Origin of the sequence: Cellulophaga sp. 20_2_10 (assembly GCF_023476645.1) — a bacterium.
Classification (GTDB): Bacteria; Bacteroidota; Bacteroidia; order Flavobacteriales; family Flavobacteriaceae; genus Cellulophaga.
Genome location: NZ_JAMCOJ010000002.1, coordinates 441,244 through 466,012 on the forward strand (window position 1 = coordinate 441,244; position 24,769 = coordinate 466,012).

Below are 24,769 nucleotides of genomic sequence, written 5' to 3' on the forward strand. Positions count from 1 at the left end.
TTATATAATGGAAAGAAGAAAGTTTTTTAAAACAAGTACAAAAGGGGTATTAGCAGCTAGTATGTTGCCAATAGTAGGGGAGTTAACAGCGCAAACATCACACACAGAAGATGTAGCTGCTCCTAACTGGAATACAGATGCAGACGGACAACAATTTCATTTAAATAGAAAAAAAACAATTACAGCAGATGTTGTTGTAGTTGGTGCTGGTATGGCAGGTATTTGCGCCGCAGTATCTTCTGCAAGAATGGGGAATAAAACAGTTTTAATACAAGACAGACCAGTACTGGGTGGTAATGCCTCTAGTGAAATTAGAGTAACCGTAAACGGCGTACAGAGTTTAAAAAATAAACATATTGTAGAAAGAGAAACAGGTGTCTTAGAAGAAATGCTTATTGAAAATTGGCATTTTAACGAGCAAGAATCTTATCCTGTTTGGGACCACGTTTTGTATGATTTTGTTAAGAGAGAAAAGAATTTAGAACTGTTTTTAAATACACAGGCGTATGATGTGGTTAAAGATGGCGATAAAATAAAATCTGTTTTTGCTAGGCAAACTACAACAGAAATGGCATATACCTTTAATGCAGATGTATTTATAGATTCTTCTGGTGACGGTTTTATGGCTGCAATGGCCGGAGCAGAATACAGAATTGGTAGAGAAGGTAAAGAGGAATTTGGAGAGTCTTTTGCCCCAGATGTGCCAGATAATTGGGTAATGGGAGATTGTATTATGATGGTGACCAAGGATATGGGCAGACCAATTAAATTTAATCCGCCAGCATATGCAATTCCGTTTGACTCAGAAACTGCTTTTAAGGATAAACATCGTAAAATTAAACAAGTTAAAGAAGGCTTTTGGTGGGTAGAAATTGGTAGTAATAATGATATTATTGGCGAGAGAGAAGAAATAAAACACAAACTGCTAGCACGTTTTTATGGGGTTTGGGATCATATAAAAAATTCAGGTAATTTTCCTGAAGCTGAAAATATAGCTTTAGATTGGATAGGTTCTGTACCTGGCCGTAGAGAATCTCGTAGGTTTATGGGAGATTATATTTTAACGCAACCAGATATGGAAGAATACCGTCATTTTAATGATACTGTTGCCTATGGTGGCTGGTCTTTAGATGAGCACTGTCCGGGCGGCATAGAAAATTTAACCGAGCCAGCTAGTTATTTTCATTCTAGGTTTGAGCAGGTTTATGAGATTCCTTTTCGTTGCTTGTACTCTAAAAATGTAAGTAATTTAATGATGGCTGGGCGTAATGTAAGTGTATCGCATATGGCATTATCATCATCACGTATTATTGCCACATGTGCATTAATGGGGCAAGCCGTAGGTACAGCTTCTGCTTTGTGTGTACAGCATAAAGCTACACCTAGAGAAATAGGTGAAAAGTATATAAATGATTTGCAAGAGCAGTTGTTAAGAGACGATTCTTACCTGCCTAACAGACCTGCAAATGATAAAAATGACAAAGCAAAACAAGCAAGTGTAATCTTTGGTTCTTCTACAATATCTGGTGATGTAAAAAACTTGGTAGATGGTGTTGGTAGAGATGAGGTAGAAAAAATACACCATTGGCAAGCAGATGGTTTGCAGGCAGAATTACAGTTAGAATGGAAAAAGAATATAGATTTATCTAGTGTAGAGTTTAAGTTTGATACCAATTTGCAACGTAAAATGATGATGCATAAAAATCCGGCTAAAAATAAAGGCCAGGTTATTGGTGTACCGCCAGAATTGGTAAAATCTTTTACGGTAGAAGCAAGAGAAAAAGGAAGTTGGAAAACCATTGCTGAAGTTAAAGACAATAGAACACGTTTGGTGAAAGTTAATTTTAGTACATTAAAAACCAACGCAATACGTGTTACATTTAATGATACACATGGCGACCCTAATATTAAACTTTTTGAAGTTCGTTGTTATTAATGTTTTTACGATATACATACATAGTCACAGTTGCTTTTTTAGCGCTTTTATTTACTGATAAAAGTGCTAAAACGCATTTGGCGCAATCGAAAAACGAAATAAAACACCACATAAAAGTCCACCATCCTGGTAAAGGACAAAATAATATTGAAGATGCAGTACTTGTAGAAGTAAAAGGTAAAAACAACTTACCGGTATCTTATTATATGGATGTAGAATCTGTAATTTGTTACGAGAACTTGTGTAAAATTGTTCCAGTGCGTATTATTTGGAACACTATTGGCGAGTACCAAAAATATGAGCTAGCAGAAGGTGTAGCTTTAGAAAAGTATGAGGGAGAACCATATGCAGAAGAAGATTATAGTAAAACACAAAAAATACTTTTAGATGGTGACTCACCTTTTAAAAGCATTAGAATAGATGAAATTTTAACAACCGTAAAGTCGCACGATATTGTAGACGCTGTTGCAGGCGAAACCTTGTTAGAGTTAAACGAAGAAGATACTGTTCACGGCGCGTCCTTAACATGTTATACGCTTTGGCATTGGGCACACGGCCCTGTTGTAGATAAAATAAAAGAGGTAACAGCTTCTAATTTTTCAAGCAAGGAATATGTTGCTTATTTAAATAGTGGTAATCGTCAAAAACAATTATTTGCTATAGCTCAGTTAGAAAATAAAAAAATCTATACTAAAAATGTATTAGTAGCCTTAGAAAAGCAAACGCTTGCGGCTAATGAGCTTATTCGTTCTTCAATTCAATATCTAGAGAAAAGCGAGCCAACGGTATATACATCAACCTTAAAAACTTTTTTGCAAGAAGGTAATGATGTGTTAAGTGTTGCAAGTTTGCAATCTTTACTAAACTCAAAAGTACCGGTAACAAGCAACTACGTAACAAGTTTAAGTAAGCTGTTATCTAAGGAAGTAACGTACCAAGAGGTAACCTTATTTATTAGGCTTTTAAAGCAACAAAAAAATGCTTTATATAGTACGGAATTGGTGGCTAACTTTATACCGCTTTTGCAAAAGGATATTCTTATATCTAGAAATGTATATTGGTTTTTACAAGACCAGAATTTAACTGCATCACAAAAAAATACGCTTGCCAGCTTTGCTAAAAAGCATAAAAATCAACTTTAAAAAACCAGTATGATCTCTTTTGTAATTTGTGTAGTAATTCTAGTACTTGGTTATTTTGTATACGGCAGCTATGTAGAAAAACAATTTGGTATAGATGTAAACCGTAAAACGCCAGCAATAACAAAGGAAGACGGTGTAGATTTTGTACCGCTTAAACTGGGTAAAATATTTTTAATACAGTTTTTAAATATAGCAGGTTTAGGACCTATTTTTGGTGCTATATCTGGTGCACTTTGGGGACCTGTAGCTTTTTTATGGATTACATTTGGGTGTATTTTTGGAGGCGTAGTACATGACTACTTTTCCGGAATGCTATCTATGCGTCACGGCGGACAAAGTATACCTGAAATAGTGGGTAAATATTTGGGTAATGGTGTAAAGCATTTTATGAGAATTTTCGCCGTAGTACTGCTAGTTTTAGTGGGCGTGGTTTTTGTAAAAGGACCAGCAAGTATACTGCAGGAACTTACAGGTATTAGCGCATCTACAATGGTTATCGTTATATTTTTATACTACATTTTAGCCACTATGATCCCCATAGACAAGCTTATTGGTAAAGTATACCCATTGTTTGGACTGTCTTTATTACTTATGGCTTTTGGTTTATTTGGAGCACTAGTTTTTCAAGATTTTACCATTCCAGAAATTACTTTTAGTACGTTAAAAAATATGCATTCAGATCCAGATACATTTCCTGTGTTTCCATTGGTATTTGTTACTATTGCTTGTGGTGCGGTATCAGGATTTCATGCAACACAGTCGCCTTTAATGGCACGCTGTATTTCTAATGAGGCAGATGGTAAAAAAGTATTTGCTGGCGCCATGGTTACAGAAGGTATTATAGCTTTAATCTGGGCAGCAGTAGCAATGTCATTTTTTGGTGGTGTTGGTCAGTTAGGAGAGGCAATGGCACAAGACGGACACAATGCAGCTTGGGTGGTAAATATAATTTGCAATACCATGCTGGGTAAAGTAGGTGGTATTTTAGCCGTATTTGGCGTAGTAGCAGCACCAATAACATCTGGAGATACTGCTTTTAGAAGTGCACGATTAACCATTGCGGATTCCTTTAAAATAAATCAGTCTAAACTATCTAAAAGATTGCTAGTTACCATACCACTTTTTGTTATTGCAGTAGTACTTACCAAGGTAGATTTTGCCATTATATGGCGTTATTTTGGGTGGTCTAATCAGGTAATGGCAACTATAGTTTTATGGGCAGCAGCCGTTTATATGAAAAAACAAGGCAAAAAGACCTGGTTTATTCTTTTTCCGGCTGCATTTATGACTACTGTAGTGGTTACTTATATCTTGGTCGCGCCAGAAGGCTTTATGTTAAATTACACCTTGTCTTATAGTTTAGGTATAGTGGTAGCATTATTTGTAACTGCGTGGTTTTTAATGTCTAAAAAAGTAGCTAAAGAATAGGTAATTGACTTCCTTTTGCCTTTTTCTTATCGATTTAACGACTACGTTATAAAATATTTTTAAAGTGTAATTTATTGGTTTGTAGCATTCTGTACTAATATGCACATATTATTTACCATTGAATACAAAAAAAAATAGAAAGTAGATACCTTCGATATCAGAAATAACATCAAATTAACAATCTCTGTTAAAAGGTGTTTAATTTTTATAACAACTAAAACTTAAAAATGAAAAAAAACAAACTCAAAAATGCTATGAGGTGGAAGTTGCCACTTTATGTGTTGTTGCTGTTGGTAGGTATTAGCGCTTATGGGCAAAATACAACTATTACAGGTGTTATTAGTTCTACCGATGATGGTATGCCATTGTTAGGAGCTAATGTATTAGTAAAAGGTACAACAATAGGAGTTGTATCGGATTTTGATGGAAATTATAGTATTAACGCGCCAAGTGGTTCTACGACTTTGGTCTTTTCTTATATTGGTTTTAAAACCAAAGAGATAGCTATAAATGGAAAAACAGCTATAAATATTTCTTTAGATTTAGACGCTGCTCAGTTAGATGAGGTTGTAATTATTGGTTATGGTACTTCTACCAAAAGAAAGATGGTAGGAGCTATATCTACTTTAGATAACGAAAAATTAGAGCAAACACCTTATATGAATGTGGGTGAGGCATTGCAAGGGCAAGTTGCTGGTCTTATTGTACAAAATAATGGTGGTGGCCCAGGTGCTTCTCCGTCTGTGTCTATTCGTGGTGGCGGTAGTCCATTGTACGTAATAGATGGTGTTATCTTGGGAGAACAAGATTTTAATGCAATTAACTCAAACGATATAGAATCTATTAGCTTCTTAAAAGATGCTTCTGCAACAGCAGTATATGGTTCTAGAGCAGGTAATGGTATTGTACTAGTTACAACCAAAAGAGGTAAAGATGGTAAAATGAATATTAACTATTCTTACAACTACCAAATTAGTGAACCTACTGTTTTACCAGAGCAAATGAACTCTTACCAGTATGCGCAAGTGCAAAATGCAGCTAGTGCTTTTGAGGGGTTACCAGTACCGTATTCAAATGCGCAATTAGAAACAATACGTAACCATTCTGATTTAGATACGTATCCAGATAACAACTGGTTAGATTTAACCTTAAAAGATTATGCTCCAGAGCAACGTCATAATTTATCTTTAAATGGAGGTAATGAAAAATCGAACTACTTTGTTTCTTTAGGGTATGTAGACCAAGGCGGAATTTTAAAAGAAGACGTTGTAAACTACGAACGTTTTAACATAAGAAGTAACCTTACTACTAATTTTGAAAAAATTGGTTTAGAGGTGGGTTTAAATGTAAATGCCAGTTTAGAAAAATACGAGGAACCTTATGCAGGTATGTTTAGTATTTGGCGTGCTGCAAACCAAAATACAAGTGCTCTTTATAGAGCATATAATTTAGATGGTACCCTAGCAGGTGGAGGTAATGGCGATAACCCATTGGCATTAATAGATCCGGATGAAGGGTACAACAGAACAAGAGATAAATTTATAAACACACAGTTAAGTCTTAAATGGCAAGTACCTGGTGTAGAGGGTTTAAAAATTGGCGCAATGGCCAACTACAGAGATGGTGATGGTTGGGGTAAATTATGGGAGTACAATGTACCGCTTTATATGCAAGACGGTTCTTTAGCTCCACAAAAAGCACCAGCATTAAGTCAGTCATCATATTACAATACAAGTACGTATTTAGAAACGAGTATAGCTTACGGGCGTACTTTTGGCGTACACGGTATAGATGCTACTTTTGTGTATAACCAAGGAAATAATTTTGCAGCAAACTTAGGAGCTTCTCGTAGAGATTATATTTCTGGTGCAGTAGACCAGTTATTTGCAGGGCCAGCTATTGGTAAAGATAATGATGGTAGTGAAAGAGAAGGAGCTAATGCAGGTTATGTATTTAGATTAAAGTACGATTATGATTATAAGTACATTTTAGAATTAAGTGGTCGTTATGATGGTAATGATAACTTTACAGAAAAGAAGCGTTGGGGATTTTTTCCGGCATTCTCATTTGCGTGGAATGTTACAGAGGAAGATTTTATGCAATCACTTAAAGAAAAAAATATAATAAATTCTTTAAAACTAAGATCATCTTACGGTAAAACAGGGGTAACACAAGGTGTAAATAGGTTTGGTTATATTCCTGTTTATAACTTAGAAGCTAGTGCTTACACTATTGGTAATTCCTTAGTAAATGGATATTCTGAAGGTAATTTGGTTAAGCCAGAAGAACTTACGTGGTACACAAGAGAGTCTTTTAATTACGGATTAGATTTTTCTTCTATGGGTGATAAGTTAAGCGGTACTTTTGAATACTTTAATTACTTAACTACAGGCTTTTTGGTAAGTCCAAGAAATGTGTATTCTCAGCCTTTAGGAAAAGATTTACCACAAGTAAGGTCTAACTCTGCGCAACGTAGAGCAGGTTTTGAGCTTGGTTTACGATATAAAGGTGGTAAAGGAACAGATTTTCAGTATGAAGTTGGAGCAAACTATGCTTACTTTAATCAGCTATGGGAACAGTTAGATACAGAAGATCAAGCTACTTTATACAACCCGTACACAAGACAAACACACCGTACAGATTACTGGCAAGGTGGTGCAGTATACCAAACAGATGGTTTATACCAAGGAAACGGTGATATTTTAAATACTCCAAGACTATTAAGTTCAACCGCAACTCAAGGCGGAGATATACGTTACGTAGATTCTAACGGAGATGGTAAAGTAGACGAGCAAGATAAAAGGTTATTAGGTAAATCTTCTGTACCACACGGAACTTACGGTATAGATTTTAAACTTAAATACAAAGGGTGGTCTATGTCTGGTTTGTTCCAAGGAACAGGAGATAGGTATATTGGTTTTGATCGTTTTATAGCAGCAGAAGCAAAAAGATTAACGTATGTGTACCAGTTAGATTATTGGACACCTAACAATACAAATGCTTTATATCCTAGACCAATAACTAGTGTTGGGGTTAATGGTGGTAATAACGATATTATTAGTAATCCATCAGACTACTTCCTTAAAAACGCAAAGTATTTTAGACTTAAAAATCTTCAATTAGGGTACGATTTTAAAAAGACATTATTAGCAGATGCAAAAGGCTTATCAACCTTTAGAATGTTTGTTAACGGAACCAATTTGTTTACTGTATCTCCAGTAAAAGATTTCTTTGATCCGGAACAAGTACAAGGTAATGCTGGGGTAGTAAGTTATGGTTACCCAATACAACGTACATATTCTTTAGGTTTAACTGTTGGATTTTAATAAAGTAAAAAAGTAAGCGATGAAAAAAATATCGACATATATAATAATAGCAATACTAGGCTTCATTAATTTTTCATGTGATGATGATCTTTTAGATACAAAACCTCTAGATAAGTATACAGAACTAGATGTTTGGAGCGATTTTAACTTAGCGCAAGGCTTTGTGTATAACACCTATGCATCTGTAATACCAGAACTAATGGTGAACCCATTAGATCCAGACCCAAAAGGTGGCGGAGCAGGTGTAGACGATTTTACAGATAATATGGTACTGGTAAAATCTAACAAAGTGGCACTAGATTTAATGGATCAGTTTTATGATGCTGGTTGGGCAACAAACAACTCATACTACTTTTTTGGTAACGCACCTTTGGGTAAAAAAGCACCTATAAAAAGAAATTCTTTTGAGGTTATTAGAGACTGTAATTTAATTATAGAAAAAGTAGCAGCATCTCAAGGAATACAAGAATCTGCTAAACCAGGTTTAATTGCACAAGGTAAAATGCTACGTGCTTTAATCTACTTTTCTAAAGCACGATTATTTGGTAAGTATGTTATTGTAGATAAGGTGTTAACAGAAGAAGACAATTTAAAATTACCACGTTCTAAAACTATAAAAGAAACGTACGATTTTATTATAAAAGATTTACAAGCAGCAGCAGAAGATTTACCATTGGCTAATAATGCAGAACCAGGTAGCTTAACAAAAGGTGCAGCATATGCATATTTAGCAGAAATTGCTTTACACGGTGCTGCTTATATAGAAACTGGTAAAGACGATTATTACGCAATAGCTAAAAAAGCCAGTGAAGATTTAATTGGTTTAGGTTATGCTTTAGATGATGATTATGGTGCTGTTTTTAATAGTTATGATACCGCTTTAAATTCTTCTGGTATTATTTTAGGATTGTATTCTAATATAGATGCAACCTTGTGTGTGCTAACGCCTATGCAACGTACAATGCCTAATATGGAAGTTGCAAAAACAACGGGAACGCCACAATTAAAAGAATCGTTTTTAGGGTGGACAACCTGTATGCCTTCTGCAGACTTAGTAGATGATTATTTGGTAGAAGATACAGATGGTGTTGCTAAAAAATGGGATCAGACTTCATATTATCAAGACTACATAAATACAGGTGGGTTTTTATCTGAAGCTATTTATAATGAACATAGAGATGCTCGTTTTTTTGCATCAATAGTACAAGATTCATCTAAATTCTTTTCTAATACAGTAACTACAAGAGTAGGTGGTAATATGCACTATGCACAAAGTACTAAAGGTACAGAGGCATCTACTATTTCCGGATACTTTTTACGTAAAGGTATTTATGAAAGTATAGAGGGCTATAAGTCTACAGTATTTACAGATCACCACCAAGTGGTTATGCGTTTGGGAAGAGCGTACTTAAATTATGCTGAGGTTTTATTGCGTTTAAACGATGTGTCTACGGCTGTAGAATACATAAACAAAACAAGAACGGTACACGGTAAATTACCAGCACTATCTACAGGTATTACTAGCGCAGAAGCGTGGAATATGTATAAGATAGAGCGTAGAGTAGAATTGTTTTTTGAGAACGATAGATACTGGTCTCTTTTACGTTGGGGTAAAGAAGATGGTGGCGGAGTAATACCAGAACTAAACGATAAGCAATACACGTATTTTGAAATTTCTGAAGACGGAAAATCTTTTGAAAGAAAACCAGTATTACTTAAAGTAGGGAACCAAAAGAAAAGGTTTAGCCCTAAGCGCTACTTGTTCCCTGTACCGCAAAACGAAAGAATTTTAAACGATTTACTAGACCAAAACCCAGGGTGGTAATCTACTAATAAATTAAAGTATACTTAAGATGAAAACAATTATAAAATATATAACCGTACTAGTACTTTGCATCGTAAATACCTCTTGTTTAAAATCTGGTTTAGAAGATTTGCCTGCCTTTAGTGATGCAGAAATTACAAGTTTTAAGTTCGAGTATAGATGGGTAGATAACGCTACAGAAAATAGTCAATTACAGGTAATACAATTGCCTACAGAAACTATAATTAATACAGATGATGCTATAATTAACTGTATTATAACCGTACCAGCTGTTAACGCAGATTTTTCTGCTGCGGTAAGGGACAATGTTACACTGGCTGGCATTGTTGGATATACAGATATTTCTACGGCTGCTACCATAGCACCAGTAGGTACTGCGCCAACACTTGGTAAAGTCGCAGATTTTAGTGCAGATACAATGGAGTATAAAGTTACAGCTGCAGATGACTCTAGTAAAGTTTGGACCTTAGTAATTTCTGATTTTATAAAGTAAAAAATAAGAAGGTATTATGTTTGGAATTAGGAGCTGAACATATGTTTGTTATCTTGTATAAAGAGTAATGATGGTCTTAAAATGTAGTACTATTTAAGATGTATAATCATTACTCTTTTTTTTTAAAACAAAACCATTAAAAATGAAAAATCAATATACATTTATACTTGTATTTCTTTTAATTATAGGAAATGCTAAAGCACAAAATTTTACAACAGAAGGCAATGGCATACGCAATGCTATTGTTGCAAACATAAATAAAGATCAAATTTTATACGTATCCGAGTTAGATGGTGCGGTAGCTGCATACACACTCTCTGGTGAAAAAATATGGAGCCAACCAAGTACAAACCCAGCCTTACTATTTAATATAGCAGCAGCAGATATTACAAATAATGGTAAAGATGAGCTTATTGCGGCAAGTGCTAACGGTTCTGTGTACTGTTACAATCACAAAGGAGAAATCCTGTGGACGTTTACCCCAAAAGATAAAGTTAGGTTTAGTGAAGTTGCTGTTATAAACAACGGAAAACCACAAATATTTGCAGGCGGTAATAACTATAAGTTGTATGAGTTAGATGCTAAAGGTAATTTGGTGTCTACCACAAAAATAGATGGCGTAGTACGTAAATTAATGCCGGGTAACTTTATAGAAAAAGACAAACAGAGTCTTTTTGTAATGACCTATGTTCACGATAAATTTAGATGGGAGTTTTTAGGCTTTTTAGATCCAGATACAAAAGAAGCGCTTAAAAGTTTAGATTTTAAAGACAATACCTTAAAAGAACTAGGCAAAGCAATGATTACAGATTTTGCTGTAGCAGATATAAATAACAACGCTTTAGACGATATTTTAATTTTTGGAGACACGTCTTTTAACCCATTTTTTACAGCAATAGACGCTAATTTTAAAGAGTTGGCAAGTTACAGTGGCGGCAGAAAAGAAACTCAGAGGTATGCACATAGCAAAGGAGCATATTTACCAAAGAGTAAAGAAATTATGTTTCAGCACGGTAGTGTAATCTACATTTTAGATACAAAAGGAAATTTAGTACTAAAGGCAGGTAAAAACTACAAAAACAAGGTGTATAGTGATATTACCTACGTACCAAGTAAAAACAGCCTATTTGCAGCTGGTGAAGTAGATGGTGGTAATGCAGTTTATGTATACAATTTAGATGCTAAAAATTGGTGGAATACAACCCAAGAAAAGCAAGGTAGAATGTTAGAGGTTCAAGAAAATTTAGCCAAGCTTTACCAACAAACATTAGATTTTAAGTTACCAGCATATCAAAAAAAATCTGAGAAAGATTGGGTAATGATTACCTCTAAAAAAGTAGATGCTGCGGTAAATAACCTAAACGGAAACAATGTAAAATTTGTAATTCAGAAATCGCCAAAAGAGAGTACAGATCGTTCTGCATTGGTAAAAATTATTGGTAAAGATGCGCTAAAAAAAGACAAGCGTGGCAAGTACCAAGACTCTAGAGAAGACATTGTACAAATGGCCATAAAATATGAGGCAGAAGGGCAGCCATTTACCTTTTGGGCAGGCCACGGTAACGATCCTTTTTACATACAAATAGAAACCTTAGAAAAAATATTAGAAGTAGCACCAAACACCTGTTACGGTTTTGTGTATGCAGAAATGGCAAATGTAGACGACCCTAGAGTGCAACACTTTGTAAGGGAGTATATGCCAAGACTAGCAAAGGCAATTCGTAAAAACAACAGAGCAAAACTGTATTTTAGATACAAAAATATGTTTTGGGCAGCAACCGCTCACTTACCATTATGGAAAGAGATGTTCTTTTCTAATACCTATACTGATATTTTAGTACCAGCGTCAGAAGATACAAGTAACAGAATACAAGAACTTAATTTAGCAGGTCGTGTAGGTATGCAATCTAGCGGATATGTAAACGATTTTGCAATGCGTTTAATAGACGATAACCCAACAAGCTGGAGACCACTTTCTCCAGGCGGACAAACATCTATTTCTCCTTATTTAAGACAAGGAACATTAATGGCAGCTTATGGTGCTAGGTATGGTGTAGTAGCAAACAACCCTTTTACGGAAGAACCGGGTTTAAACGTACTATTTGCTTTAATGAAATCTGGAGTTTTACCATTAGTAGAACCAAAAGATATTATGTCTATTAGTTCATGGCATTTAATACAAGATGTAGATGAAAAACTAATACACACCGTAGACAACCACCATAATTTAAAACAATATAGTAAGGCAGATGCCGATGCCGTATTCTCATTAGGACAAATGCATTGGGCAGGTACAAACATACCAGAGTACGATTTTTCTAGCGCAGCCTTAGGCGTAAAATACAGATGGTTAAACTATATGCCAGTACTGCCAAACGGTATGGTAGCCGTAGCACCAATAGAGGCTAAAAGTTTTGTAGAAAAACAAGGCAAACCCTATTTTGTATCTACAGCCAAAGTAGGTATTAAAAACGGAGTTAAGGTACCTGCAAAAGAGTTTGGTGCGGTTATAAAGGCAACAGTAGCAGAAGGAGCTAAACAATTACCAATAATAGTTTCTGGAGCATCTTGGAGCGCTATACGATTAGATGATACGCATACACGTTTAATTTTAATAGATCCAGGTTACATAAACCCACAAGACACAAAAGTTATGGTAACCTTTGCGCACAAAACACCCAAACAAATAGTAGATATTTTATCTAAAGAGGTGTTTACAGCAACCAACAATAAAATAGAAGTAACAGTACCAGCAGGATCTATGCGTTTTATAGATGTAGCGTATTAAGCACCTAACACTTATTTATTTTCTCCTTTTATAGTGGTTTGTAAAAACTAGCGTAAAAGGAGATTTTTTTTATGGGCAAATTGCAAATAAACACCCAATTGATGCCATTTATATATTATATTAATGCAATTACACATATCTATAATTGTACTACAAAAAAATAGTTTTATATTGTAAGAAAATTAAGCGCGTTAAATTTGTAGTTGCGTTTACTAACTAGTTGTAAAACATTTTAACAAACCAATGAACAAAATTCTATTCCTAATATTAATAACACTTTTATTAACTTCTTGTAAAGAAGAAAAACATACTGAATTAGAAAATCCACAAAAGAATATAATAGTCAAAAAAGATTCCTTTTCCATTTCATTAGAAATGCCTGCAAAAACATCTAAGAATATAAATGTTTGGCTAAAACCTTATGATGAGTTTAGTTTAGTATTTAAAAATAATAGTAATAAAGATACTATAATCACAAAAAAACTTCCTTTGTTTTATGACTATTATCAAATGATATTTCTCAAGTCGAAATTTGACGAAAACAAGAATTTGCAAATAATATACAGACATTTTATTGCAAGCCAAGAAATGACTGATTTACAACTTAAATGTGATTCAAATTTAATTGAATTAAAAAATAAAACTTCTCAAAGCATTCTCACAGACAGTATTCATAAAAGCTACAAGTATTTAAGAAGAAAACATTTAGAAAATAAAACAATAGGGAGTGAAAATTATAGTAAAGAATTGGATAGTCTAAACGGTTATTTTAAAAAATTAACAAACAATCAAATACCGAACTCTCAAATAAATGAAATGCTCTATTTGGGTGAAATACAAGAAGCAAATCCCAAAGACAAACGAGTAGAAGAGTTTATAAAAAATAGCGATATAATAATGATAGGACACGCTCAATTAAACCTATTATTCAATTACTTTAAAAATAATGCCGAATTATTAGATTACGAAAATTTAAATACAAAAAACAATTCTGAAACTTATATTGAACAACTTGCTATTGGTGCATATCGTTTTTTGAAATTAAAGGATAACAAGGGAGATGCAAAATATAATAAAGCTGTGGATTGGCTAAAAACTACTGATTTTTATAAGAGAGATTCAACACATATTAGAAAAGAAATAACACCTTTAAATAACAAAAAATTTAAGGAATATTTGAGCAAAATAGAGATGATTGACATAAACGATAAGAAAATCAAAATTGCTGAAATACTTTCTGAAAATAATTCTAAATATTACTTAATTGACTTTTGGGCTACGTGGTGTGTGCCTTGTATACAAGGTGTAAAGACAATGAATAATATGGTAATTCCAAAAGATGTTAAGGTTTTGAGTTTTAGTGTTGATAAGAAAAAAGACAAGGAAAAATGGAAGATAAAAACAAACGAATTAGAACAGAAATTGACTTTTTGGTTTGATGAAGAAATAGAGACTAACAAAGGATTTACCAAATTTATGGAAATGCAGAGTATTCCTCGTTATGTGTTGATTGACAGAAATATGAACTTAATTGACCCGGCGTTTTATCTTCCACAAGAAATACAGTTTTTATTAAAATTAAAAGACATAAAAAACCATAATTATTGGTAAAAATCGTTTTAGAACAATGGCTATAATTAATACGGGTTTTGGCGCTTAACCATAAGTTTGGGTATATTTACTAAGTCCGCAAAAGAGTTTGGTGCGGTTATAAAGGCAACAGTAGCAGAAGGAGCTAAACAACTACCAATAGTAGTTTCTGGAGCATCATGGAGCGCTATACGATTAGATGATACGCATACACGTTTAATTTTAATAGACCCAGGTTACATAAACCCACAAGACACAGAAGTTACTGTAACATTTGCCCATAAAACACCCAAACAAATAGTAGATATTTTATCTAAAGAGGTGTTTACAGCAACCAACAATAAGATAGAAGTAACAGTACCAGCAGGATCTATGCGTTTTATAGACGTAGCGTATTAAGCACCTAACACTTATTTATTTTCTCCTTTTATACTGGTTTGTAAAAACTAGCGTAAAAGGGGATTTTTTTTAACAGTGAAATGTAAACTATCACCCAATTGCTACCGTTTATATATTATTTTAATACAATTACACATATCCGTAATTGCACAACAAAAAATGTTTTTATATTGTAAGATAATTAAGCGCTAAGAATAGAAATATGCGTTTATTTATAGTTGGCAATAATTAACCAGAATGAGAATAACAAATCAGCAAAAAAAAGAACTTTCAAGTATTTTCAATCAAAATGAACTTAATTTACTTGATTTTGAAGCTTCAGGCAGTTATCAGGAATTTAAGATTAAATTTAAGTTTGATTATTTCTCTTTTAATATTATAAAAACGGATAAAGACCAATATCAAATCACAATACAGTCGATTGATAACACAAATGCTGGTACGACTGTTACGAAATGGGATGGAGTCATACATCGTTTTAAGTTATGGTCAAACGAAATAAGTTCTGAATTAAATACACCAAATGGTTGGGGAACATTTGAGAACGAGAATTACTTAAATACAGATTATGATGATTTAAATAAGTCTTTTTCAAAGAATGAAAAGGAATCAATAAGACAGAGTCTTAAGTATATTAAGAAAAAGGTAAAAACATTGGATGTTTCTTCTGACACACTAAAGATTATTGAACATAAACTAGATGAGTTAGACACCAAAGTAGATGATTTGAAAAAGTTTGATTGGAAATCTTTGTTCATAGGAACTATAGCCAGTCTAATTATGTCATTAGGTATTACACCAGAATCAGCAGGGATGTTATGGGAAATGATTAAAAGTTCGTTTAGTGGACTAAAACTTAAAGGTTGAATATAAAATAACTATTGCCAACAAAGCCTAAACGTAATGCGGACTTTTGGGCAAAATTGAAAGGTCTGTGTTTATTTGCAAAGTCTGCTAAATCTTATGGATTTAGCTTTGGACAAAATAAAGAAAAAGCAAAATCCATAAGCTTTAGCTTCGTGCGCAAACGGAAACGAAAAGTTTCCTTGCCTCCGCACTACGCTTAGCTCAAACGTTAGCTGTAAGCCAAAAAAACTATATAACTAATAATTTAAAAGATGTCTATATACCAAGAAATTTTAAACTGGTCGCAAAGTAGACCTCTTTTTATCCAAGATGCATTAAGAAGGATAATAACTTCAACAACAATTGTACAAAACGATATTGATGAACTGTTATTATTGCTCAAAAAAGAATGTGGAGATACATCAATAATTTTAAATGCAATTCCATTAAACAATACTCATATACCAACTTCCACATCCGCCAACGGAATTTACCCAAAGTTGGTCAGTCTTAAAAATCCGATTAATATTTGTGCTTTACATAGTCAGGGAAATTTACAGTTTTCAAAAAATGGATTAAATGTTGTTTATGGAAATAATGGTTCCGGAAAATCAAGTTACTCAAGAATTTTAAATAAACTCTGCTGGAGTCGTAACCCAAGTGTTGAATTAAAAAAAAACGTTTTCAATCCTATTTCAAATCAACAACAAGTTGAACTCACAATTGAACACAATAGCTCTAATATTGACTTTACTTGGACTGAGAACAGTCCAAGTCATCCATCTCTAAATTCAATTTTTATTTTTGACAATGGTTGTAGTGACGTCTATATAAATGGAGAAAATCCTACTGAATACAAACCGATTGGAATTGATGTACTTGAAAAATTAGTTTCAATCTTTGGGGAACTTTCTCAATCATTAAACTTGGAGGTCATTACTTTAAACACTCAAAAACCTATTATAGATAATTCTCTTTCTTCTTCAATTTCCGCTCAATGGTTCGCAAATATTGAAAACTTAATTAAGACAGAGATTGATACTTATATTCAATTTAGACAAGCAGATATTGACAGAAAACAAGAATTAATACGATTAACGAATTCACAAAACCCTCAACAGAATATTGAAGTTTTAAATGGTAGAAAAATTAGACTTACCAATTATATAAGGCAACTTTCAGCAATAGAAAATTTATTTAGCGAACAGAACATTACTGAACTAATAGGAATTAGAACAACTTTTGAAAGTACTAATCAAGCATATCAAATTTCGGTAAATGGTTTAAGTGAACTTAACACAATTGAAGGACTTGGAAATAATCCTTGGAGAACACTATGGGATTCTGCTAAGAATTTTGCTCATAGTTCCAATATGTCAGATGGAGAAAATTTTCCTTCATCCGAATCTTTAGAAAAGTGTGTGTTATGTCAACAAGACTTAGATGAAACAGCACAGCAAAGACTAGTTGCCTTTAACCAATTTGTTTTAAATGACATTTCTACACAACTAACCGCAATTAACTCTACTATTCAACAAAGAAAGCTATCCTATAACTCATTAGTCATTCAACCAATAGAAAATTTTGCAGAATTAGAACAATCAATTCCTGATTTCAGAAATAACTATACTCAATTTACTCAACTCATTACAACATTAAAAAGTAGAGTTGTCGCATACTTGGAAAACGGTGGCGAATTTAATATTACTAAGCCTATTTTGTCTGAACACATTTCAAGTTTAATCCCAGCTATTGATGTACAAATTCAGCAAAACACCCAGCTTCTATTAAATAGAAATGCATTAGATATTGAACTGAAAGAGCTAAATACAAAAGAATTTTTATTCGCCAATAAAACAGCTATTCTTCAAAATTATGACGAGTATAAATTTAAAGCTTGGATTAGTCAATGCCGAGCTAAATTAAATACTAGAACAATATCAATAAAGATTGGAGAAATAATGGAAAATCAAGCTGTCAACTTGCAACACCAAGAATTTATTTCTCACTTAAATTCATTTAATACTGAACTCGCATCTAAGGTGTTAATTTCGCGAACTCGAACAAGTCAAGGTAATACATTTCAAAGATGTAGTTTGAGCGGTATTAATGATAGTATCAACACTGTTTTGAGCGAAGGCGAGCAAAAAATAGTAGCCTTATCAAATTTTTTGGCAGAATGTACTATTGATGGTCGATTAAACTCAATAATTTTTGATGACCCAGTAACATCATTAGATATGGATTATCGAGATTTAATTGCATCTAAAATCGTTCAATTATCACAAAATAGGCAAATTGTAGTTTTAACTCACGATTTATCTTTCTTACGTCTTTTAATAGATACTCATAAATCAGTAACTACAATAGACTGTGCTATTATTGGTATTGATAAATATAATGGGATTAGTGGAATAGTCACGGATGAAATTCCTTATTTGGCTAAAAACGTTCAAGAAAGAATTGATTCAATAAGAAGAATTTTAAGAGAACACGATTCGCTTGGGTTAACAGATGCTCACGGCAGAGAAACTAAACTAGATTCTGCTCGAAAAAGGTTTAGAATGCTTGTAGAACGTACTGTTGAAGAAATTCTTTCAAATAAAACGTACGAACGTTTTTCTAAGAATATTCATTTAAAAAAAGGAAATCTTTCAAGCTATATAGTTACTGAACAATCAGATATAGACTTTCTTTTAAACCTATTTGGTAAATACTCTATAACTGAACACGATGGAGGAACATCAACAATTCCACAACTACCGAATAAAACTGTGATTGAACAAGACATAACTGATTATTCTAATTGGAAAAATACATTTAAAAGTAAGCTAAGAAATTTCCAAGCAACATATAACTAAAAAGGCGAACTGCTAACAATGGATATAATAAATAGACCTATTGTGCTAACTCCAAAGTTTTGTGCTTTTCTACTATTTTTGTTTTTAAACTTAAAACAAAAGTGTTTTTAACCTGCTACGTTTCTTATACTTAGCGTTAGCTGTAATTTAATGTGAAAGCACTTAAAAACTCAAATACTCAAGGAATCGTGGAAAGCTACTTTGACATTGAAAAAGGGTATTCTTATTTACTTCTCCCCAACAAATTTTTAATATCGAATATTTATTAATAACTAACAAATATATGTTGGTGGTTACATTAGTCCTAAAAGTTTTTAATATTTGGAGTGTTAACTACACAATAAAACCATTATGAAATTTAAATTAGCTTACAACACTTTCTTTGTCGCTTTGTTTTTTACTTTCACCTTAAGTGCACAATACAACCAAACCAATGGTGATGGTATGGAAATAACTTCTTACAGACCGTTTGAAGAAGTTACCGATTATGCCAATTTTAGCGAATGTACAGCAACCACGGCAGGAGCACAAAACGTTTGTTTTACAGGTAAATTACAAGCGTTTTTTAATGAGAACTTAAAGATGCCTAAAGATTCTATTTCTCAAAATTTTAATGGAAAAGTATATTTTAAATTCTTTACAGATACTAAAGGAGAGCTAGAATCTACGGAGATGTATAGTAGGCCAGAAACTAAATTTATTGAAGAAAAAATAGATCTGATTCTAAAAAAACTCCCTGCACTAAAAGTGGTTCAATTAAAAGATACGGCTGTTAGTACTGGTTATGTGTTGTATGCAAAATTTAATCCAGGAGAACGTATTCGTTTAAAGGTTATAGATATTAAAGTAAGTAAAGAAAATTTAAAAGAAGAAGAAGAAATAGCTGAAGATAATGTACCCTTTTTTATTGTAGAAGATGTACCCATATTTCCTGGATGTGAGGATATGGACAAAAGCAGCCAGAAATCTTGTTTTCAAAATAAATTAGGCAAACACATTGTTAAAAATTTTAGATACCCAGAAGAAGCTGAGGAATTAGGAATGCGAGGTAGAGTAAACATAATGTTTGTTATTGATAAAGATGGATCTGTAAAAAACATAAAAACCAGAGGACCACACCCTTTATTTGAATTGGAAGGGCGAAGAATTTTTGCAAAACTTCCTCGTATGACTCCTGGTAAAGTAAAGGGAAAACCCGTTAGAGTTCCTTTTAGTATACCTTTAACGTTTAAACTTAACTAATTACAAGAAACTTAATTTTAAAATTAGAGCAAGTAGTTTAGGCATATCTATTAGGGCATTCAAATACTTTGTTTTTAGTTAAATACACCATTAATTATTTAGATAAAAAACGTTACACAACATTAACTAGCAACAAATGAAAATAGCACTGAACATACTTTTATTTCTTTTTTTAACTTCTTGTTCTAGTCAGGTATATTTAGAAGACGGAAATTTTAGTTTAGAAAAAATAAATCTTAGCTCATTTAACGCAAAAGAATTCTACTCTAAATCTTTGAAAGCTGAGTGGTCTGATTACCATAAAAAAAGAAAAAATGATGTTAGTCCTATCTATTTTTTTCAAACAGATAGAGATACAATTGATGGCGGAGGAAACTCTTTTAGAATAGATACGCCTTATGCAGTAACATACATGCAGAGTGCTAGAGCAGGAGGTAATACTTGGGAGAAAGATTATTGTTTAGCTACATACAGTTCTTTAAAATTTGATGAGCTCAATGCTGTAACCGATTTAAGTAATAACACAATATTGGTTTGTGCGTATGCAGAGGAGGCTGAAAAAACAGAGATTAAAAATACAATTAAGGGGTTAAACAATAAATATGGTGCTTTTAAACTTTCAGAATCTTCTGCGGGTTTTACTAGATCTAGTGTTCGGAAATGGGATGCCGGTGATGTTATAATTTCTATGGTGTCTGATGTTATAGTAGACTTTAAAAATGTAATATTAACAGAAGAAGAAAAGGAAGAGATAGCTAAAATAGAGTCTGAAAATTTGAGTTCTGTATATTTATTTTTTACAAAAAAAGAGTCCTATAACAAAATTAAAGAAATGAACACTAGAATTGGATTTCTGACTAGTTTTGAAGATTAATGTCAGTTTCGAACTTTAGTGCTTAATCACGGAATAAATGATATATAAGAACGTTACCTCACCTTTGAAGAAACCATTTTATGAGAAATTTTTTACTGATTTTACTTTTAGCAATAAGTTTTCAATCTTTTGGCCAAAAAAACTACCGCATTGAAAAGTGTATTTGGAGTATTACACCACCAGCGGCATATAGTGCTAGAGTAGATAATTTTGAAAAAATAGTAAAAGCTGGAGAAACATATATTAAAAAGCAAAAAAATGATGGTGTTACACTATCTACAGATGATACAGTCCTCTTTTCATTAGCAAAAACAGATGCTGTACAAATGAATATTGTTTTAGCGAGTTATAAAAATAATGAAAGTATTGAGCAATACACGCTTAAGGGGTATGCAGAAATACTAGGAGAATATTTAAAAATTCACCCAAAAGATAATAACCCCAAAAATACCGTAAATGTACTAGTGCGTGAATTGGTTATTGATAAAATAAAATTCTACCTAATTAGAAAAACCACAAATTATACAGTAGAAAAATATTCCTATACGTCTGACTATTATGTTGCAGAAATTGAAGGTAAAGAGTTTTCTATAACTGCAATTTATGATAATGAATTTGATAAGCAAAAAATAGAAAAAGCAGTGCTAGAATCTACTTTTAAATAAAGAACACCGTACCAACAAAATAAAGCACAAACTTTCTATTTTGAGCTTTGTGGTATTTATAAAAACAAGACAATATTTATTTATGAAATCTCAGTTATTATTATTTTGTATCTCAGTATTACTTATTTCTAGTCAGTGTACATCTCAAAAAAAAGAAGAGCCTTCTAAAACTTCAGAAACAGCTATACATACCAAGAATTATAAAAATAAAAGCTGGCCACAATATATGGGGCCTGCTATGGACGGAAAGGTTAAAAGTAAATTTATACCAAAGAGAAAGCCAAAAGTTACGTGGGAATTTAAATATGAAGGAGGCAAACCAACACCACTCGTTGTAGATAATGGAACAACTTTTTTTGGTACAGAGTCAAAAGATATTTATGCAATTGACAGTATTGGTAATTTAAAATGGAAAATTAAACTGGATAGTAAAATTAAGCATAGCCTATTAGTTTCTAATCATATTTTGGTTGCGGCTCCAGATTCAACATTTGTGTATGGTATTAATGCTAAAAATGGTAAAGTGATTTGGAAACGAGACTTTTCATACGAATATAAAAGTTATATATCTGATAAGAAAGATATGTTTGGAAACGCAATTGTAACAGACACTGCAGCGTATACCATTAATAAAAAAAGAACAAATGAAACGGCACCTTTGCTTAGAGGAGATAACGTTTTTATTACGTTAGAAAAACATATGGTGGCATTGGATATTAAAACAGGTGGTACACAGTATTTTTTTAATGCAAATATAGGAAGTGGTATCCCTCCTTTAATAACGGAGAATGTTATATACGTTAATGATGGCCACCGTAACTTATACGCACACAGTAAAAAAAACGGAGATTTAAAATGGAAGTCTAAATTATATGATTTAAACGAAGGAAAACCTTTTGTATATGAAGACACCTTATATGTTTCTAGTTATAGCCATTTAAATAAAATAGATAAAAAAACAGGAAAGCGGTTAGGCATAATGGCTTTTTCCGATTCTGAAAAAAAATATGACATTGTAGATAATGGTACACATTACCTAACAGCAGATGGTTACCATACCCATATGGGTGTAAATTATGGCTCTTATGTAAAAGCATTTAACTTAAGTTCTGGTGAAAAAATATGGAGTTATAATGTAGAAGGTAAATATATAACCGAATTAATTATGGTAGGAGATTATTTATATTTTGGAGACTCTACTGGCACTGTATATATACTGGACAAAACTACCGGAGAAAAGTTTTTTAGTGGGTATCTTGAAGGTGCTATAACAGACCCATTATCTTATGCCAATGGGACCATATACGGAGCTTATGAAAAAAATAAGCACTTTGTAATTTTTGCTCTAAATTAAATAACAAGAAACTGAACGAATAAAAAACGCGTCACAGCACCTTATAAATCACACGTAATACGAATCATTAATACGCATTAAAAATGAACAAATTACTTATAATAATTTCAATATTATTTTTAAATATTGGAACTAAAGAACATAAAGGTTTAAACTCTAAAATAGAGATTAGCACTGAAGATATACATCTTGAGGGTGCTACAAACGTAAATAGGAATATTTTATACAAAGGAACTCTAAACGGAAAAACTAAAATATCACTGTACTTAAATGAGCAAGAACATCCTTGCGGTGGAGAAATGACTTTATTAAACGCTATGTACAAGTATGATAATCAAAAAAAATGGTTGCTGCTTAATACAACTACAGACATTCAAAAAAAGAAATACTGTATGGTCGAGGATAATTTTACCGGAGCGTTATTTTTAGAAGAAGAAGGGGATTATTTAAGAGGCAATTGGGTAAGTCCTGATACAAAACAAAAATACGAAGTTGAGTTAAAAAAAGTTGATTTAAATAAAATAGAAAAGGATAAATTAGACGAAATTTTATTTGATGATTTATTATATAGCAAAAATGATTGCTAAGTATTTTTTATAATTTTTGGTGGTCTAGTTTTAAAAGGATATAAAATATACTACCAACAATATAGGCTATACTTAATTAATATTTTCTTAGTTGTGTAAAACTTATGTAACTTTCTATTCAGTTTTTATTTGTTAATTTAGAGGCGTAACTATAAAATTAAACCATTAATGAAAAATATTTTTAGAGCTATTACCATAGCGGTATTCGTAATTGTTGCATCTTGCTCAGAAGACGATACAAAAGATCAGCAAGCCGTAAACCAGGAAACTATTCCGTTAGCAGCAAATACGGTATCAGATAACGTTATAATTAAAGGAGCAACCAAAGAAGAAGGTATGCCGCCGGTACCTAATGAGGCAATAACGTTAGGCATTGCAAATAGTGGTAAAGCAGCTTTTTTAAATGAAGGTTTTGAAATTAATTTAAAATCTAACGTAGATATAGTTGGTGCTTATTTACAATTTAAAGATGAAAGTGGTACTGTATCTAGCAGTTATTATGATATTGACCTTACAGAGAACAGTTTGTCTGGTAAAGTAAGCACGATTAGTGCTAAAGGAGATGAATTTACTTTAGACGTTGGTTTTAACAGCGATGTTAAATCTGGTACTTTTTGTTATGTAGTTTGCGTTTATGATAGTCAAGGAAATATAAGTGCACCTATACAAGTATGTACTACAGTAGAAAGCTGGGGAGGAAATTCAGATTTAGTGGGTACTTGGAATTATACTAAAAAAGAGGTTACCGAAGATGGTGAAACAAAAATAGTTTTAGTAGGAGAGAATGGTTGTAATGAAAGGTCTATATCTTGTGAGGATGAAGAATTATTTTACGAGGATTGTACGCTTATAGAATATCAAAACTTCACTTTAAATGAAGATGGCACTTTTACCTATGAATATAAGAATGTGATTAACAATTTAGATTTTGGAGCCACATTTTCGGAATGCGAGCCTATTTTTAAAGAGGAATATGTATTTATTGAAAAGTTTAAGGGCTTTTGGGCATATCGCGAAGCAGAGTCAAGTTTAAGTTTGGTCTTTTATGAGCAAGTTCGCATCACTGATGGTGAGGTAGAAAACAGAAGCTTTGAGAATGGTGAGGGCATTGTTCTTAGTGATACACCTATAGAGCTTAATGACAAAATACTTGTCCGTATCATTAATAGAGATACCGATGAAGACGGTATCAATGATTATACTTTTAAAACTTTTTCAGAAAAAGCGAATTAAAAACACAAACAATAGTATTAGTAATTTAATTGGTGCATTTATGTTGTAGTTGTGAAGCTTATGGTAATGAGAACATATATGATTGTTTTATTTGACTAGAATCTACTTTTAAATAAAAACGTAGAACTACATTCCCTTAACTTAGTAACGTGCTTATATTTTTATGTAAGCACGTTTTTT

17 protein-coding genes are annotated in these 24,769 nt (G+C 32.7%); all 17 read left to right on the top strand.

Annotation, left to right across the window (positions count from 1 at the left end):
- Positions 1–7 precede the first annotated feature (7 nt).
- The 17 genes from M4I21_RS05855 (at position 8) to M4I21_RS05935 (ending at position 24,589) form a co-directional block, all read left to right on the top strand.
- Positions 8–1,936, top strand: coding sequence for an FAD-dependent oxidoreductase (locus tag M4I21_RS05855; protein WP_249558185.1), 1,929 nt, complete (start codon positions 8–10; stop codon positions 1,934–1,936).
- A 77-nt stretch (positions 1,937–2,013) separates the two neighbouring features.
- Positions 2,014–3,078, top strand: a complete 1,065-nt coding sequence (locus M4I21_RS05860; protein WP_249558186.1) for a hypothetical protein — start codon at positions 2,014–2,016, stop codon at positions 3,076–3,078.
- Positions 3,079–3,087: 9 nt separating this feature from the next.
- Positions 3,088–4,506 carry a carbon starvation CstA family protein gene (locus tag M4I21_RS05865; protein WP_249558187.1) on the top strand — a complete coding sequence of 473 codons (1,419 nt, stop codon included), beginning with the start codon at positions 3,088–3,090 and terminating at the stop codon, positions 4,504–4,506.
- A gap of 227 nt (positions 4,507–4,733) precedes the next feature.
- Positions 4,734–7,832, top strand: coding sequence for a SusC/RagA family TonB-linked outer membrane protein (locus M4I21_RS05870; RefSeq protein WP_249558188.1), 3,099 nt, complete (start codon positions 4,734–4,736; stop codon positions 7,830–7,832).
- A gap of 19 nt (positions 7,833–7,851) precedes the next feature.
- Positions 7,852–9,657, top strand: a complete 1,806-nt coding sequence (locus M4I21_RS05875) for a RagB/SusD family nutrient uptake outer membrane protein (RefSeq protein ID WP_249558189.1) — start codon at positions 7,852–7,854, stop codon at positions 9,655–9,657.
- Positions 9,658–9,685: 28 nt separating this feature from the next.
- A complete protein-coding gene (locus tag M4I21_RS05880) occupies positions 9,686–10,150 on the top strand; it encodes a DUF5018-related domain-containing protein (protein WP_249558190.1) in 465 nt (154 codons plus the stop codon).
- Between the two features lie 142 nt (positions 10,151–10,292).
- Positions 10,293–12,938, top strand: a complete 2,646-nt coding sequence (locus M4I21_RS05885) for a hypothetical protein (protein ID WP_249558191.1) — start codon at positions 10,293–10,295, stop codon at positions 12,936–12,938.
- Between the two features lie 243 nt (positions 12,939–13,181).
- A complete protein-coding gene (locus tag M4I21_RS05890; RefSeq protein ID WP_249558192.1) occupies positions 13,182–14,549 on the top strand; it encodes a TlpA family protein disulfide reductase in 1,368 nt (455 codons plus the stop codon).
- Between the two features lie 57 nt (positions 14,550–14,606).
- Positions 14,607–14,927, top strand: coding sequence for a hypothetical protein (locus M4I21_RS05895; RefSeq protein ID WP_249558193.1), 321 nt, complete (start codon positions 14,607–14,609; stop codon positions 14,925–14,927).
- Positions 14,928–15,164: 237 nt separating this feature from the next.
- The gene (locus M4I21_RS05900) at positions 15,165–15,794 is read left to right on the top strand and encodes a hypothetical protein (RefSeq protein WP_249558194.1); all 630 of its coding nucleotides are present in this window, start codon (positions 15,165–15,167) and stop codon (positions 15,792–15,794) included.
- Positions 15,795–16,045: 251 nt separating this feature from the next.
- Positions 16,046–18,634, top strand: a complete 2,589-nt coding sequence (locus M4I21_RS05905) for an AAA family ATPase (RefSeq protein ID WP_249558195.1) — start codon at positions 16,046–16,048, stop codon at positions 18,632–18,634.
- Positions 18,635–18,985: 351 nt separating this feature from the next.
- Positions 18,986–19,876 (top strand): energy transducer TonB, encoded by an 891-nt coding sequence (locus M4I21_RS05910; RefSeq protein WP_249558196.1) that lies wholly within the window; start codon positions 18,986–18,988, stop codon positions 19,874–19,876.
- Positions 19,877–20,012: 136 nt separating this feature from the next.
- On the top strand, positions 20,013–20,750 hold the full coding sequence (locus M4I21_RS05915; protein WP_249558197.1) for a hypothetical protein: 738 nt from the start codon (positions 20,013–20,015) through the stop codon (positions 20,748–20,750).
- 80 nt (positions 20,751–20,830) lie between these two features.
- Positions 20,831–21,415 carry a hypothetical protein gene (locus tag M4I21_RS05920; RefSeq protein ID WP_249558198.1) on the top strand — a complete coding sequence of 195 codons (585 nt, stop codon included), beginning with the start codon at positions 20,831–20,833 and terminating at the stop codon, positions 21,413–21,415.
- Between the two features lie 82 nt (positions 21,416–21,497).
- A complete protein-coding gene (locus tag M4I21_RS05925; RefSeq protein ID WP_249558199.1) occupies positions 21,498–22,769 on the top strand; it encodes an outer membrane protein assembly factor BamB family protein in 1,272 nt (423 codons plus the stop codon).
- Between the two features lie 83 nt (positions 22,770–22,852).
- Complete coding sequence (locus M4I21_RS05930) at positions 22,853–23,356, top strand: hypothetical protein (protein WP_249558200.1); 504 nt, start codon at positions 22,853–22,855, stop codon at positions 23,354–23,356.
- A gap of 168 nt (positions 23,357–23,524) precedes the next feature.
- On the top strand, positions 23,525–24,589 hold the full coding sequence (locus M4I21_RS05935) for a hypothetical protein (RefSeq protein ID WP_249558201.1): 1,065 nt from the start codon (positions 23,525–23,527) through the stop codon (positions 24,587–24,589).
- Positions 24,590–24,769: the final 180 nt, after the last annotated feature.